The sequence below is a fragment of the Streptomyces melanosporofaciens genome (genome assembly GCF_900105695.1).
Classification (GTDB): Bacteria; Actinomycetota; Actinomycetes; order Streptomycetales; family Streptomycetaceae; genus Streptomyces; species Streptomyces antimycoticus.
The window spans coordinates 5836658-5850927 of the sequence record NZ_FNST01000002.1 but is presented as its reverse complement, the minus strand read 5'-3'; the positions used below and the strand labels follow the sequence as shown (position 1 = coordinate 5850927).

Here is a 14270-nt window from a genome sequence, read left to right as displayed (position 1 = left end):
CCGACCTGGGGGGACGCGGGGGTGGACACGGAGGGTGACTGGTGGTGACTAGGTGGGCATCAGGTGGTAGTCGGGGAAGTTGCCGGGGAGGCGTTCGGGGGCTGGGCCCTCGGTGACGGCGCGGATCAGGAGGTCGCCGCCGACGAAGGCGCCGCGCCAGGAGGCGCCGAAGCCGCCGAAGAGTTCGTCGCGGTCGCCGCGGGAGCGGGGCCTGCCGTGGCCGGTCTTGAAGGCGCGGATCTGGGGGGCCAGGCGGGCATAGGTGGCGGGGTCGTCGCAAGAGAGGGTGGCGACGAGGGCGCCGTTGCTGGCGTTCATGGCGGCGAGCAGTTCGGCCTCGGTGTCGACCAGGACGAGGGTGTCGACGGGGCCGAAGGGCTCGGCGTGGTGGAGCGGGGAGGTGGAGGGCGGGTTGAGGAGGGTGACGGGGGGCGCGTAGGCGGAGAGGTCCTGGCCGGGGAGGAAGTGGCCGTCGGCGAGGTCGCCGCGGTGGAGGGGGACGGCGCCGCGGTCGATGGCCTCGGCCACCTGGTCGGCGAGCTCCTTGGCCTTGGCCGCGTTGATCAGGGGGCCGAAGTCCAGGTCGGGGACCTGGTCGGTGGGGTGCTCCACGGCCAGGGGGTGGCCCACGCGGATGGCGCGCACCGCCGGGAGGTAGACGGAGAGGAAGGCGTCGAAGGACGAGCGCTGGACGACGAAGCGCGGATAGGCGGTGCAGCGCTGCTTGCCGTAGTCGAAGGTCGTGCGGATCAGCGGGGCGAGGGCGTCCCAGTCGGTGAAGTTCCAGATGCCCCAGGCGTTGAGCCCCTCCTGCTCCAGAATGTGGCGCTTGCCGAGGTCGGCGACGGCGGTGGCGACCCGGGCGCCGGTGTCGCGGCCGCCGACGAAGGAGACGCAGCCGATCTCGGGCGAGCGGACCAGGGCCTCGGAGAGCTCACCGCCGCTGCCGCTGACGAGGGTGACCGGGATGCCCTCGCGGGCGGCGAGCGCGCAGGCGAGGGTGAGGCAGGCCAGCCCGCCGTCGGTGGGGGTCTTGGCGATGACGGCGTTGCCGGCCAGCGCCTGGACGAGCAGGGCGTGGGCGAGGACGCTCATCGGGTAGTTCCAGCTCGCGATGTTGGAGACCGGACCGGGCAGCGGGGTGCGGCCCTCGGCCATGCGGTCGATCTCGTCGACGTACCAGCGGACGCCGTCGATGGCCCGGTCCACATCGGCCTGGGCCAGCCGCCAGGGCTTGCCGATCTCCCAGACCAGGAGGAGGGCGAGCAGTCCCCGGTGCTCGCAGAGCGCGTCGAGGGTGGCGGACACCCGCGCCCGGCGCTCCGGGAGGGCGATATGCCGCCAGCCGCGGTGCTGGTCGAGGGAGGCGCGTACGGCCTGGTGGGCGGTGGTGGTGTCGAGCCGTGGCGGGCCCGCGATCGGGGTGCCGTCGACGGGAGTGGTGGCGGGGAGGGCCCGGCCGTCGCGGTGCCAGGTGCCGTCCCAGAGGTTGAGGACGCGGTCGTCCTGGAACGCCTCGGGGGCGGCGGCCAGACAGCGCTGCCAGGTGTCGCCCCAGGAGGTTCCGGGCTTGAGGGTGAGGGTGGGTGCCATCGGCGATCTCCGCTCTCGTTGCACAGGCGCGGGGCGGGATGTGGCGGGGTGTGGGTGTGCCGGGCTATGGCGGTCCGTACGTCACCCGCCACGTACGCGGCGTGGCTGTGCGTGGCGGGTGTCGCTACGGCGAGGAAGGTCGCGGTACGGAGCGTGACCGTGATCGGGTCGCGGAGCGGGTACGGTCACCTCACGCGACGTTGCCGGGTGTTTCGGCCAGATCGGCCAGCAGGCCCACCACCAGCCCGGCGGTCTCCGTGGGGGTCGCTCCCACGCTCACGCCCGCCGCCTCCAGCGCCGCCTTCTTGGCCGCGGCGGTGCCCGAGGAGCCGGAGACGATGGCGCCCGCATGGCCCATGGTGCGGCCCTCGGGGGCGGTGAAGCCGGCGATGTAGCCGACGACCGGCTTGGTGACGTGGTCGGCGATGTACCGCGCGGCGCGCTCCTCCGCGTCGCCGCCGATCTCTCCGATCATCACGATGAGGTCGGTTTCGGGGTCGGCCTCGAAGGCGGCCAGCGCGTCGATGTGGGTGGTGCCGATGACCGGGTCGCCGCCGATGCCCACGCAGGTGGAGAAGCCGATGTCGCGCAGCTCGTACATCAGTTGGTAGGTGAGCGTGCCGGACTTGGAGACGAGCCCGATCCGGCCCGGTTTGGTGATGTCGGCGGGGATGATGCCGGCGTTGGACTGGCCCGGGGAGATCAGCCCGGGGCAGTTGGGGCCGATGATCCTGGTGGCGCGGGCCCGGGCGTACGCCTGGAAGGCGACCGCGTCATGGACCGGGATGCCCTCGGTGATGACGACGGCGAGCGGGATCCGGGCGTCGGCGGCCTCGGTGACGGCGGCCTTGGCGTGGGGCGGCGGGACGAACAGGACGCTCACATCGGCGCCGGTGGCGTCCATGGCCTCGCGTACGGAGCCGAAGACGGGCACCGTACGGCCGCCGATGTCGACCCGGGTCCCTGCTTTGCGCGGATTGACGCCCCCGACGACATCGGTGCCGGCGGCGAGCATCCGCCGGGTGTGCTTCATGCCTTCCGCGCCCGTCATGCCCTGGACGATGACCTTGCTGTCCTTGGTGAGGAAGATGGCCATGATGTGCGCCCCCTACGCGGCGAGTTCGGCGGCGCGCGCGGCGGCGCCGTCCATGGTGTCGGCCTGGTGGACGAGTGGATGAGCCAATTGGTCAAGGATGGCCCGGCCACGTGCGGCGTTGTTGCCGTCGAGCCGGACGACCAGTGGCTTGGTGAGGGCGACGGTGTCCAGGGCGCGCACGATGCCGTCGGCCACCGCGTCGCAGGCGGTGATGCCGCCGAAGACGTTGACCAGGACGGAGCGCACCTCGGGGTCGTCGAGGACGAGGGACAGCCCGTCGGCCATCACCTGCGCCGAGGCGCCGCCACCGATGTCGAGGAAGTCGGCGGGGCGGGCGCCGCAGCCCGCGACGACGTCCAGGGTGGACATCACCAGACCCGCGCCGTTGCCGATGACGCCCACCCGGCCGTCCAGTTTGACGTAGGCGAGGCCGGCGGTCGCGGCGCGGGCCTCCAGCGGGTCCCGGGCGCGGTCGCCTGAGTCGTCCCATGACGGCTGCCGGAAGCGGGCGTTGTCGTCCAGCGTGACCTTTCCGTCCAGAGCCACGATCGCGCCCTCCCGGGTCACCACCAGCGGGTTGATCTCGACCAGGAGGGCGTCGTACGCGGTCAGGACGGTCCACAGCCGGCTGATGGTCCCGGCCGTCTCCGGCGGCAGTCCCCCGGCGACGGCGATCTCGGCGGCCTTCGCCTCGGTCACCCCCTCGGCGGGGTCGATCGCGATCCGGGCCACCGCCTCCGGGCGGCGCGCCGCGACCTCCTCGATCTCCATACCGCCCTCGGCGGAGGCGATGGCCAGAAAGCGGCCCGCGGCCCGGTCCAGGGTGAAGCCGAGGTACATCTCCCGTTCCACCTCGACCGGTTCGGCGACCATCAGCCGGTGGACGGTGTGGCCCTTGATGTCCATGCCGAGGATCCGTCGTGCGGTCCGCTCGGCCGCCGCCGGGTCGTCGGCGAGTTTCACCCCGCCCGCCTTGCCCCGGCCGCCGGTCTTCACCTGGGCCTTGACGACGACGCGGCCGCCGAGCCGCTCGGCGGCGGCGCGGGCGGCTTCGGCCGTGGCCACGACCTCGGCGCGCGGCACCGATACGCCGTTTTCTTCGAGGAGTTCCCGTGCCTGGTGTTCGTACAGGTCCATTGCCTGCTCCCTGATGACCGGTCAACAGCGCTTGATCCAGCGCTGGATCGAACGAGTGGCGCACGCCCCCTGGACATCGCTCGGCCGATGGTGGGATAACAAAGTTCATACAGGATAACGTCGACTGTATGCAATCCAGCGATCCACCTGCGAAGCACGCACCGACCCCTACGAAGGGACGCGATTCGCCATGCCCGACGACAGCCAGGACGTCATCTCCGGCGGGCACTTGGTCGCCAAAGCACTCAAGGCAGAGGGCGTCGAGGTCATCTACACCCTCTGCGGCGGCCACATCATCGACATCTACGACGGCTGCGTCGACGAGGGCATCGATGTCATCGACGTACGCCATGAACAGGTCGCCGCCCACGCCGCCGACGGCTACGCCCGGATCACCGGCAAGCCCGGCTGCGCCGTCGTCACCGCCGGTCCCGGCACCACCGACGCGGTCACCGGCGTCGCCAACGCCTTCCGCGCCGAGTCACCCATGCTGCTCATCGGCGGCCAGGGCGCCCACAACCAGCACAAGATGGGATCCCTGCAGGACCTTCCGCACGTCGACATGATGGCGCCGATCACCAAGTTCGCCGCCACCGTCCCGGACACCGCCCGCGCCGCCGACATGGTCTCCATGGCCTTCCGCGAGTGCTTCCACGGCGCCCCCGGGCCCTCCTTCCTGGAGATCCCGCGCGATGTGCTGGACGCCAAGGTGCCGGTGGACAAGGCCCGTGTCCCCCAGGCCGGGCACTACCGCGCCTCCACCCGCAGCGCCGGCGACCCCGAGTCCGTCCAGAAGCTGGCCGATCTCCTGGTCCAGGCCGAGAAGCCAGCGATCCTGCTGGGCAGTCAGGTGTGGACCACCCGCGCCACCGACTCGGCCATCGAGCTGGTGCGCACGCTCAATGTGCCCGCGTACATGAACGGCGCGGGGCGCGGCACACTGCCGCCCGGCGATCCGCACCACTTCCAGCTCTCCCGCCGCTACGCGTTCTCCAACGCCGACCTCATCGTCATCGTCGGCACGCCCTTCGACTTCCGGATGGGCTACGGCAAGCGGCTCTCCCCCGACGCCACCGTGGTCCAGATCGACCTCGACTACCGCACGGTCGGCAAGAACCGGGACATCGACCTCGGCATCGTGGGCGACGCGGGGCTGGTGCTCTCGGCCGTCACCCAGGCCGCGTCCGGGCAAGGGGGGTTTGGGGGGCTTCCCCCCATAAGGCACAGCAACGGGGGCGCGGGCAAGCGCAAGGAGTGGCTGGACGAGCTGCGCGCCGCCGAACAGAAGGCGATCGAGAAGCGGCTGCCCAACCTCCGGTCCGACGCCTCCCCCATCCATCCGTACCGCCTGGTCAGCGAGATCAACGACTTTCTCACCGAGGACTCGATCTACATCGGCGACGGCGGCGACATCGTCACCTTCTCCGGTCAGGTCGTCCAGCCCAAGTCGCCCGGCCACTGGATGGATCCGGGGCCGCTGGGGACGCTCGGCGTCGGTGTGCCGTTCGTGATGGCCGCCAAGCAGGCCCGCCCCGACAAGGAGGTGGTGGCGCTCTTCGGCGACGGCGCGTTCTCCCTGACCGGCTGGGACTTCGAGACGCTGGTCCGCTTCGACCTGCCGTTCGTCGGCATCGTCGGCAACAACTCCTCGATGAACCAGATCCGTTACGGCCAGAAGGCCAAGTACGGCGAGGAGCGGGAGCGGATCGGCAACACCCTCGGCGATGTGCCCTACGACCAGTTCGCGCGGATGCTCGGCGGCCACGGCGAGGAGGTCCGCGACCCGGCGGACATCGGCCCGGCGCTGCGGCGCGCCCGGGAGTCCGGCAAGCCGTCGCTGATCAACGTCTGGGTGGACCCGGACGCGTACGCCCCCGGAACCATGAACCAGACCATGTACAAGTAGGGAGCCGCCACCATGTCCCAGGCTGCCCAGGCCAATCAAGCTCTGACGGGCATCCGCGTCCTCGACATGACGCATGTGCAGTCCGGTCCCTCCGCCACCCAGCTGCTCGCCTGGCTCGGCGCGGATGTGATCAAGCTGGAGAACACCACCGGGGACATCACCCGCAAGCAGTTGCGGGACCTCCCCGACGTGGACTCGCTCTACTTCACGATGCTCAACTGCAACAAGCGGAGCATCACCCTCAACACCAAGTCCGAGCGCGGCAAGGAGATCCTGACCGAGCTGATCCGGCGCAGCGATGTGCTGGTGGAGAACTTCGGTCCGGGCGCCGTGGACCGCATGGGGTTCTCCTGGGAGCGCATCCAGGAGATCAATCCGCGGCTGGTCTACGCCTCGATCAAGGGGTTCGGCGAGGGCCCGTACACCAAGTTCAAGGCGTACGAGGTGGTCGCGCAGGCCATGGGCGGGTCGATGTCCACGACCGGCTTCGAGGACGGCCCGCCGCTGGCCACCGGCGCCCAGATCGGCGACTCCGGCACCGGGGTGCACTGCGTGGCGGGCATCCTCGCCGCGCTCTACCAGCGCACCCACACCGGGCGCGGCCAGCGGGTCAATGTGGCGATGCAGCACGCGGTGCTCAACCTGTGCCGGGTCAAGCTGCGCGACCAGCAGCGGCTGACGCACGGTCCGCTCGCCGAATACCCCAATGAGGACTTCGGCGACGAGGTGCCGCGCAGTGGCAACGCCAGCGGTGGCGGCCAGCCCGGCTGGGCGGTCAAATGCGCGCCCGGCGGGCCCAACGACTACGTCTACGTCATCGTGCAGCCGGTCGGCTGGGAGCCCATCACCCGGCTCATCGGCCGCCCCGAGCTGGCCGAGGACCCGGAGTGGGCCTCGCCGGAGTCGCGGCTGCCGAAGCTGGCCAAGATGTTCCAGCTGATCGAGGAGTGGTCGAGCACCCTGCCCAAGTGGAAGGTGCTGGAGCAGCTCACGGCCCACAACATCCCGTGCGGGCCGATCCTGTCCACCAAGGAGATCGTCGAGGACGCGTCGCTCGCGGCCAACGAGATGATCGTCGAGGTCGACCACCCCGAGCGCGGCTCCTTCACCACCGTCGGCTCCCCGCTGAAGCTCTCCGACTCCCCGGTCCAGGTCGAGCGCTCCCCGCTGCTGGGTGAGCACAACGAAGAGGTGTACGTCGGGGAGCTGGGACTCGGCGACGAGGAAGTGCGGCTGCTCAAAACGAACGGAGTGATCTGACGGTGACGTATGACAACGATGCCGTGCGCGCGGTGCTGGACGCCGCCCGCGCCGAGGGGCGCACGGCGCTGACCGCTCCCGAAGGGAAGCGGATCACCGATGCCTATGGCATCCCGACCCCGGCCGAGGGGCTGGCGGAGACCGTCGACGAGGCGGTGTCGCTGGCCGACCGGATCGGCTTCCCGGTCGTCCTCAAGATCGTGTCGCCGGACATCCTGCACAAGACCGACGCGGGCGGGGTCCGGGTGGGGCTGAGCTCCTGCGCCGAGGTGCGGGGCGCGTTCACCGCGATCGTCGACAACGCCCGCTCCTACGACCCGAAGGCCCGCATCCAGGGCGTCCAGGTGCAGCAGATGATCCCGGACGGCGGGCAGGAGGTCATCGTCGGCGCGGTCACCGATCCCACCTTCGGCAAGGTCGTGGCGTTCGGCCTCGGCGGGGTGCTGGTGGAGGTGCTGGGGGACATCACCTTCCGGCTGGCCCCGGCGACCGAGGACGACGCGCTGTCGATGCTGGACGGGATCCGCGCCGCCGAGGTGCTGCGCGGGGTGCGCGGCGGACCGGCGGTGGACCGCGCGGCGCTCGCCGATCTGATCGTCCGGGTCTCCCGGCTGGTGGCGGACTTCCCGGAGATCACGGAGGTCGACCTCAACCCGGTGTTCGCCACCGCGAGCGGGGTGCTCGCCGCCGATGTGCGGCTGCTGATCGGGGATCCCGCCCCGCAGGAGCGCCGCCGCTACTCGCGCGAGGAGATCCTGAGCGCGATGCGCCGGCTGATGCAGCCACGCTCGGTGGCGGTGGTGGGCGCATCCAACGAGCAGGGCAAGATCGGCAATTCGGTGATGCGCAACCTCATCGACGGCGGCTTCCCCGGGGAGATCCACCCGGTGAACCCCAAGGCCGACGACATCCTGGGCCGCAAGGCGTACAAGAGCGTCACGGACGTCCCCGGCGAGGTGGATGTCGCGGTCTTCGCGATCCCCGCGAAGTTCGTGCCCGCCGCGCTGGAGGAGGTCGGCCGCAAGGGCATCCCGAACGCCGTGCTGATCCCGTCCGGCTTCGCCGAGACCGGTGAACACGAGCTGCAGCGGCGGATCGTGGAGATCGCCGAGGAGTACGGGGTGCGGGTGCTGGGGCCCAACATCTACGGTTACTACTCCACCTGGCAGGACCTGTGCGCCACCTTCTGCACCCCGTACGACGTCAAGGGGCCGGTGGCGCTCACCTCGCAGTCCGGTGGCATCGGGATGGCGATCCTCGGCTTCGCCCGGACGACCAAGACCGGTGTCTCGGCGATCGTCGGGCTCGGCAACAAGTCGGATGTGGACGAGGACGATCTGCTCACCTGGTTCGGTGAGGACGACCGCACCCAGTGCATCGCGATGCATCTGGAGGACCTCAAGGACGGCCGCGCCTTCGTGGAGGCGGCGCGGGCCACGGTGCCCAGGAAGCCCGTGGTGGTGCTCAAGGCGGGCCGTACGGCGGCGGGCGCCAAGGCGGCCGGCTCCCACACCGGCGCGCTGGCGGGGGACGACGCGGTCTACGACGACATCCTGCGGCAGGCCGGGGTGATCCGGGCGCCGGGCCTGAACGAGATGCTGGAGTACGCCCGGGCGCTGCCCGTGCTGCCCACGCCACAGGGCGACAACGTCGTCATCATCACCGGCGCCGGTGGCTCGGGGGTGCTGCTGTCGGACGCGATCGTCGACAACGGGCTGTCGCTGATGGAGATCCCGGACGACCTGGACGCCGCGTTCCGCCGCTTCATCCCTCCGTTCGGCGCGGCCGGGAACCCGGTGGACATCACCGGCGGCGAACCGCCGTCCACCTACGAGGCGACCATCCGGCTGGGCCTGGAGGATCCGCGGATCCACTCGCTGGTCCTGGGCTACTGGCACACCATCGTCACCCCGCCGATGGTGTTCGCCGAGCTGACCGCGCGGGTCGTCGAGGAGTTCCGCGCCCGGGGCATCGCCAAACCGGTGGTGGCCTCGCTCGCGGGCGACACCGAGGTCGAGGAGGCGTGCGCCTACCTCTTCGAGCGCGGGGTCGTGGCTTATCCGTACACCACCGAGAAGCCGGTGGCCGTTCTGGGCGCCAAGTACCGCTGGGCCAGGTCAGCGGGGCTGCTCAGGTAAGCCACCACGTTTCCCGGAGCACGAAGAGTTTGGACAGGGGGCGCTGGCCGGGTTCCTTCGAAGCCAAGGGGACGACATGAGCACAGCAGAACGACCGGAGGGGGCCCTCCCCTTCCGTGAAGTGCAGGACAGCAAGGGACGCATCTATCGCATCGGTGAGTCGGACCGCGACATCCTGGGCCACAGCCGGAAGCTGATGGTCTATCTGCCGTGGATCGCGATGATGGCCATCAGCGTGTCCGAGTACGCGTACGGCTCGGCCGAGGACACGCTCTCGGAGGCGCACGGCTGGACCCAGAGCAACACCTTCTGGATCCTGAGCGTCTGGGTGTTCTTCCAGGCCGGGATCGCCTTCCCGGCCGGGTGGCTGCGGGAGAAGGGGATCCTGACCGCCCGCGCGGCGATGTTCGTGGGGTCGGGGCTGTGTCTGATCGGGTTCGTGGCCCTCGCCCACCTGGACAACGTTTTCGCCGCCATCGTCGGTTTCGGTGTCATCGGCGGGCTCGGCTCCGGATTCATCTACGCCACCTGCATCAATATGGTGGGCAAGTGGTTCCCGGAGCGGCGCGGGGCGAAGACGGGGTTTGTCAACGGCGGGTTCGCCTACGGCGCGCTGCCGTTCATCTTCATCTTCAACTACTGGTTCGACACGGGTAACTTCGACGAGGTCCTGGACCTCATCGGGGTCTATGTGCTGATCATCGTGGCGATCTGCGCCTGGTTCTTCAAGGACCCGCCGAAGAACTGGTGGCCCGCCGACATCGACCCGCTGAGCTACAGCGGCAACGCCAAGAGCGCGGCGAGTCTGGCGAAGAACCCGCCGGCGGCACGGCAGTACACGCCCAAGGAGGCGATCAAGACCGGGATGCTGCCGCTGATGTGGGTGTCCCTGGTGCTCACCGCCGGGGTGTCCATCTTCGGCATCTCCTTCCAGGTCGACTACGCCAAGGAGGTGGGCTTCGGCCCACTGGTGGCGGCCTCGTCCATGGGCATCATGTCCGTCATCAACGGTGTCGGACGCGGTGTGGTCGGCTGGCTCTCGGACCTGTGGGGGCGCAAGACGACCCTGGTGTTCGTCATCGTGGTGCTGGGCCTCGCCCAGTTCGGGGTGATCTGGGCCGGCAACATCCACAACGAGGTGCTGTTCCTCTTCTTCGCCTTCCTCTCCGGATTCGGCGGCGGCGCCTTCTACCCGATGTTCGCGGCGCTGACCCCGGACTACTTCGGGGAGAACTACAACGCCACCAACTACGGCCTGGTGTACAGCGGAAAGCTGATCAGCGGGCTGTTCGGCGGCGGGTTGGGCTCGATGGTGGTCGACTCCTGGGGCTACGACGGCGCCTACGCGCTCGCCGGAGGCATCTCCATGCTGGCGGCCGCGGTGGCCCTGCTGCTGCGGCAACCGGGTCGGCCACGGGTCCGGGGTATCGCCCCGAACCCGCAGCCGATCAGTCGCGAGGCCGTCTAGCTCCGCCCCGAAGGGCCCTCGCTCAGCCCCGTCCGCCGCACCGCAGTGACCGCAGATAGCGGGCGGAGCGGCGGGCGGTGGTGAGCGAATCGGCGGGCTCGTCGTGCTCCACCATCCAGTGGTGGCGGCGGCCGCCATGGGTCCTGCCGACCGCGGTCAGGAAGCGGCGGTAGTCGATGTCACCGTCACCGACGTCCACCATCCGGTAGCCGTCGGTGGCGGTTTCGTCGTGTTCCCCGTCCTTGACGTGGAAGAGCGGATAGCGGTGCGGGGCGCGCAGGACGTAGTCGAGCGGCTCGAAGGGCGCCGGGGAGCCGTCCACCCTCTTGCCGAAGCGGTACTGGCCCACATACGCCCAGTAGATGTCCATCTCCAGATGGACCAGCTCGGGGTCGGTCTCGGCGAGCAGCACGTCGTAGAGGCGGACGTCCGGCCGGTCGGTGGCGAAGGAGAACTCCTCGGCGTGGTTGTGCTGGTAGAACTTCATCCCGCGCGCCTTGGCCGCCGCGCCGTAGGTGTTGAACTCCTCCGCACAGCGCTTCCAGCCGTCCACCGTGGAGCCGTAGCGCCAGGGCCCGGAGGCGGTGCCCACATGCGGCAGGCCCAGCGCCTCGGCGTCGTCCAGCACCTGGGTGAGGTTGGTGGCGAAGGTGTACGCCTTCGGGTCGTCGGAGTAGTAGCCGACGTGGCTGCCGATACCGCGCAGCCCGTGGTCCCGCATCAGCCGCGTGAGCTGCCCCAGGGTGATGTCGCCGGTGCCCTGGGTGTATCCGGCGAACTCCACCTGGTCGTAGCCGTACCGGGCCAGCTCCTTGAAGACCCCGGCGAAGCCGATGGACTGCACCTGGTCGCGGAGGGTGTAGAGCTGGATGCCGAGGTGGCCGCGGGGCACCAGCGGGCCGCCCCGGCCCTTCTGGGCGGCCGTGCCGCTCTGGGCCGAGGTGCCGGTCTGGGCGGCGTTGGCGGTGGCCGTGCCGACCAGGGTGGCGGCCGTGGCACCCGCGGCGACGCCGAGGAATCTGCGGCGGCGGAGCGTCTCGGCGAGTTCGGGGTGTTCCTGAGCCCTCTTCACGGGGTGTCTCCTTCGGTGGTTGCGTTCGTCAGGCCGGCGAGGCGGAGGAGCAGGGTTTTGACGTCGGTGGCGGCCACTTGGCCGCTCACCGCGCCGGGCTGGGAGCAGAGGAGGACGGGCCCGTCCTCCTCGCGGTCCGGGAGGCGGCCGTGGCTGCCGCGCACCGGGGACGGATCGAGCGGGACGACGGCCATGCGGTAGCGCATCCCGGTCTTCTTGCGGGCCAGCGCGGTGGCGGCCCGCACCCGCACATAGGGGTCCTTGGGGTCCATGAACAGCTCGGCCGGGTCATAGCCGGGCTTGCGGTGGATCTCCACGAGCTGGGCGAAGTCGGGGGCCCGGGCGTCGTCGAGCCAGTAGTAGTACGTGAACCAGGCGTCCGGCGCGGCGACCGCGACCAGCTCCCCGGAGCGTGGATGGTCCAGCCCATGGGCCTTCTTTCCCTCGTCGTCGAGGAGTTCGGCGATGCCGGGCAGACCGGCCAGGGCGGCGCGGGTGGCGTCCAGGTCCTCGGCGCGGCGCACATACACATGGGCGAGCTGGTGGTCGGCGACCGCGAAGGCCCTGGAGGCGCCGGGGTCCAGATACTCCATGCCGTCCTGGGTGTGCACCTCCAGCAGCCCGGCGCGGCGCAGCGCCCGGTTGATGTCCACGGGCCGGGAGACCCGGGTGATGCCGTACTCGGACAGCGCCACGACGGTGCGCCCGCGGGCGGTGGCATCGTCGAGCAGCGGGCCGAGGGCGGTGTCGAGCTCGGTGGCGGCGGCGTGGGCGCGGGGGTCGTCGGGGCCGTACCGCTGGAGGTCGTAGTCCAGATGCGGAAGGTAGGTCAGCACCAGATCGGTGGGGCTGGTCCGCAGGATGTGGCGGGTGGCGTCGATGATCCACTGCGAGGAGACCAGATCGGCGCCCGGTCCCCAGAAGTGGAAGAGCGGGAAGGTGCCGAGCTGCGCGGTGAGTTCGTCGTGCAGCGCGGGGGGCCGGGTGTAGCAGTCCGGCTCCTTGCGGCCGTCGGCGTAGTAGACGGGGCGCGGGGTGACGGTGATGTCGGTGTCCGAGCCCATGGCGTACCACCAGCAGATGTTGGCCACCGTGTAGCCGGGGTGGGCGCGGCGGGCGGCGTCCCACAGCTTGTCGCCGCCGACCAGCCCGTTGTGCTGCCGCCACAGCAGCACCTCGCCCATCTCGCGGAAGTACCAGCCGTTGCCGACGATGCCGTGTTCGGCGGGGGTGGTGCCGGTGAGGAACGTGGACTGGGCGGCGCAGGTGACGGCGGGCAGCACGGTGCCCAGTGCGGCGCGGGAGCCGGAGCGGGCGAGCGCCTTCAGGCGCGGCATATGGTCCAGCAGCCGTGGGGTCAGCCCGACGACATCCAGGACGAGGAGGGGGGTCGGGCCGCCCCTGCCGCTCACATCGCTCATGGCAGCTCCTTGAGGCCGAGGTCGGTCAGCAGGTCGCGGGCGAGGGCGAGTTCGGCGGCGATGCCGTCGGCGAGCCGTTCGCGGGTACGGGGGCGCAGCTCGGGCGGAAGCGCCTGCCAGGTGTACGTCTCCACTTCGAGGTGGCGGGTCAGCGGGGCGGGCTCGCCGACGAGCCGGGCGAGGGCGTCCGCCAGCACCGGGAGGGTGGAGGTGAGCGGGGGCTCCGGCGGGGCGTGCAGCGGCACATGGAAGTGGGACCGCCAGGGCGCGGTGTCGCCGAGACCGCCCGCGAGCGCCTCGTCGAGGTCGTCGGTGCCGTGGACGCCGCCCTCGGGGGCCCGGGTGCGGGTCTGGTGGAGGAAGCGGGGCTCGGCGAACGCCGCGAGGGCCTCCCGCACCCCGGCCCGCGCCGGGTCCTCGGCGTGCAGCGCGGCGGACAGCTGCGCCTTGACGACCGGGACCCCGGCGGCGGTGAGCGCGTCTGTGGCCGTCTGGGGGTCCTCGAACTGCGTCGCCAGATGGCAGGTGTCCAGGCACACGCCGATCCGGTCCAGGGGCGGGCCGCCGGGTGCGGTGAGCGCCTCGATGGCCTGCCCGGTCGTCTCGACGGTGCAGCCGGGCTCGGGCTCCAGGCCGATGCGGATGGAGCGGCCGGTGAGTTCCTGGATGGCGTCGAGCCGCTGGGCGAGGGTGGTGAGGTGGCGGCGGGCGGCGCGGGCCCGTTCGGGGTCGAAGGGGGTGCGCCAGGCCAGCGGCAGGGTGGAGACGGAGCCGTCGGCGATGTCGTCGGGGAGCAGCGCGGCCAGCAGCCGGGCCAGATGGGTGGTGTGCTCCAGCCGCTCGGGATCGGTCCAGTCGGGCTTGTAGACGCGGTACTTGACCTCCTGGGCGCCGAACCCCTCGTACGGGAAGCCGTTGAGGGTGACCACTTCCAGGCCGCGGGTGTCCAGCGCGGTGCGCAGCTTGCGCAGTTCGGCGGGGTCGGCGCTCAGGGTGCGGGCGGCGTCGCGGGCCAGCCACAGGCCGATGCCGAGCCGGTCGCGGCCCAGCCGGCGGCGCACCGGTTCGCAGTACAGCCGAAGCTGCTCCACGACGCCGTCGAGGTCTTCGGCGGGGTGGACGTTGGTGCAGTAGGCGAGGTGGACGGTGGAGCCGTCGGGGTGGCGGAAGCGCATGGTG

At 70.9% G+C, this 14270-nt stretch carries 10 protein-coding genes; 4 read left to right on the top strand and 6 right to left on the bottom strand.

The features are described 5' to 3' along the window. Window positions 1-48: 48 nt before the first annotated feature. From BLV72_RS28130 to sucC, 3 genes are all read right to left on the bottom strand, one after another. Window positions 49-1593 (bottom strand): aldehyde dehydrogenase family protein, encoded by a 1545-nt coding sequence (locus tag BLV72_RS28130; RefSeq protein WP_093465719.1) that lies wholly within the window; start codon window positions 1591-1593, stop codon window positions 49-51. Window positions 1594-1783: 190 nt separating this feature from the next. Then, entirely contained in the window at window positions 1784-2689 is a 906-nt protein-coding gene (gene sucD, locus BLV72_RS28125) for a succinate--CoA ligase subunit alpha (protein WP_093465717.1), read from the bottom strand. Between the two features lie 12 nt (window positions 2690-2701). Continuing rightward, window positions 2702-3841, bottom strand: a complete 1140-nt coding sequence (sucC, locus tag BLV72_RS28120; protein WP_280143058.1) for an ADP-forming succinate--CoA ligase subunit beta — start codon at window positions 3839-3841, stop codon at window positions 2702-2704. A 175-nt stretch (window positions 3842-4016) separates the two neighbouring features. Here sucC and BLV72_RS28115 point away from each other — a divergent pair, with 175 nt between their 5' ends. From BLV72_RS28115 to BLV72_RS28100, 4 genes are all read left to right on the top strand, one after another. Beyond that, entirely contained in the window at window positions 4017-5732 is a 1716-nt protein-coding gene (locus BLV72_RS28115) for a thiamine pyrophosphate-binding protein (RefSeq protein ID WP_093465713.1), read from the top strand. Between the two features lie 12 nt (window positions 5733-5744). Next, window positions 5745-6992 (top strand): formyl-CoA transferase, encoded by a 1248-nt coding sequence (gene frc, locus BLV72_RS28110; protein WP_093465711.1) that lies wholly within the window; start codon window positions 5745-5747, stop codon window positions 6990-6992. A gap of 2 nt (window positions 6993-6994) precedes the next feature. Beyond that, entirely contained in the window at window positions 6995-9130 is a 2136-nt protein-coding gene (locus BLV72_RS28105) for an acetate--CoA ligase family protein (protein ID WP_093465709.1), read from the top strand. 76 nt (window positions 9131-9206) lie between these two features. Next, the gene (locus BLV72_RS28100) at window positions 9207-10598 is read left to right on the top strand and encodes an OFA family MFS transporter (RefSeq protein ID WP_093465707.1); all 1392 of its coding nucleotides are present in this window, start codon (window positions 9207-9209) and stop codon (window positions 10596-10598) included. Window positions 10599-10620: 22 nt separating this feature from the next. On the opposite strand, the gene BLV72_RS28095 is transcribed toward BLV72_RS28100, so the two are convergent. Genes BLV72_RS28095 through eboE form a run of 3 tightly spaced genes read right to left on the bottom strand, consistent with a single transcriptional unit; the run spans window position 10621 to window position 14266 of the window. Further along, window positions 10621-11670, bottom strand: a complete 1050-nt coding sequence (locus BLV72_RS28095) for a sugar phosphate isomerase/epimerase family protein (RefSeq protein ID WP_093465705.1) — start codon at window positions 11668-11670, stop codon at window positions 10621-10623. After that, window positions 11667-13091, bottom strand: coding sequence for an alkaline phosphatase family protein (locus BLV72_RS28090; RefSeq protein WP_093465703.1), 1425 nt, complete (start codon window positions 13089-13091; stop codon window positions 11667-11669). Before BLV72_RS28090 ends, BLV72_RS28095 begins: the two co-directional genes overlap by 4 nt. Next, complete coding sequence (eboE, locus tag BLV72_RS28085; protein ID WP_093470585.1) at window positions 13088-14266, bottom strand: metabolite traffic protein EboE; 1179 nt, start codon at window positions 14264-14266, stop codon at window positions 13088-13090. Before eboE ends, BLV72_RS28090 begins: the two co-directional genes overlap by 4 nt. Window positions 14267-14270 lie beyond the last annotated feature (4 nt).

Coding starts and splice junctions, on each gene's coding strand:
- BLV72_RS28130 (WP_093465719.1), bottom strand. CDS start 1,593: ATGGCACCCACCCTCACCCTCAAGCCCGGAACCTCCTGGGGCGACACC.
- sucD (WP_093465717.1), bottom strand. CDS start 2,689: ATGGCCATCTTCCTCACCAAGGACAGCAAGGTCATCGTCCAGGGCATG.
- BLV72_RS28115 (WP_093465713.1), top strand. CDS start 4,017: ATGCCCGACGACAGCCAGGACGTCATCTCCGGCGGGCACTTGGTCGCC.
- frc (WP_093465711.1), top strand. CDS start 5,745: ATGTCCCAGGCTGCCCAGGCCAATCAAGCTCTGACGGGCATCCGCGTC.
- BLV72_RS28100 (WP_093465707.1), top strand. CDS start 9,207: ATGAGCACAGCAGAACGACCGGAGGGGGCCCTCCCCTTCCGTGAAGTG.
- BLV72_RS28090 (WP_093465703.1), bottom strand. CDS start 13,091: ATGAGCGATGTGAGCGGCAGGGGCGGCCCGACCCCCCTCCTCGTCCTG.
- eboE (WP_093470585.1), bottom strand. CDS start 14,266: ATGCGCTTCCGCCACCCCGACGGCTCCACCGTCCACCTCGCCTACTGC.